This is a genomic window from Nocardiopsis chromatogenes YIM 90109, from assembly GCF_000341185.1.
Lineage (GTDB): Bacteria > Actinomycetota > Actinomycetes > Streptosporangiales > Streptosporangiaceae > Nocardiopsis_A > Nocardiopsis_A chromatogenes.
Window position 1 is genome coordinate 1 of sequence record NZ_ANBH01000061.1, and the last position, 740, is coordinate 740.

The 740-nt window shown below is 78.9% G+C and carries 1 pseudogene; it reads right to left on the minus strand.

Features of this window, described 5'->3' with window-relative positions:
* Positions 1-740: pseudogene (locus D476_RS32325) on the minus strand (hypothetical protein); the annotation flags it as partial.

Below are 740 nucleotides of genomic sequence, written 5' to 3' on the forward strand. Positions count from 1 at the left end.
GCATCAGCGCGCCCAGCCACGAGCCCACCGTCACCAGCACCCCCACCGCCTCCTGCAGCCCGCCGCCGGTGCCCGGGGCGGCCTGGGCCGCGGGGGCGGCGGGCTCCGCGCCGCCGGGCGCGGCGCTCAGCCGCCCGGTCCCCACCGCGACGGCCACCAGCGCCACCAGGGCGATGCCGGGCACCAGCACGGCGCCCAGCGCCACCGGCAGCGCCTCGGTCATCCGCCCCATGGCACGCGCCCGGGCGATCGTGCGCGTGCGGAAGACGCCGCGCCGCCGCCCGTACTCGGCGGCGGCCAGCGACTCCTCCTCCGCGGTGCGGCGGCGCAGGAGCAGCCAGAACCACAGGGCCACCGACGCGGCGATCACCGCCTCCAGGGAGAAGGCGAGCTGGAGCCAGGAGAAGGCGGCGGGGGCGTGCAGCGGCAGGCACCCGGCCTCCTCGGCGCCCGGGTAGTGGCACCCGCCGAGGAACCCGGCGCTCTGGTAGACCACGGCGGCCGAGAACACCCCGCCGAGCAGCACCCCGACCGCGGCGGCGGCCGGACCGGCCAGGCCGCGCATCGCGGTGTCGCGCTTGAGGGGCGTGCGCGCGTACATGGCGGCGGCGGCCGCGAACTGCACCGCCACCAGCACGCACTGGAGCGCGAAGAGCGTGTTCAGGCCTTCGGCGAAGCCGGGCAGCCGCCCCTCGGCCGACCACCCCGGCCGCGGCCAGGCGGTGTAGAGCAGGCAGGGG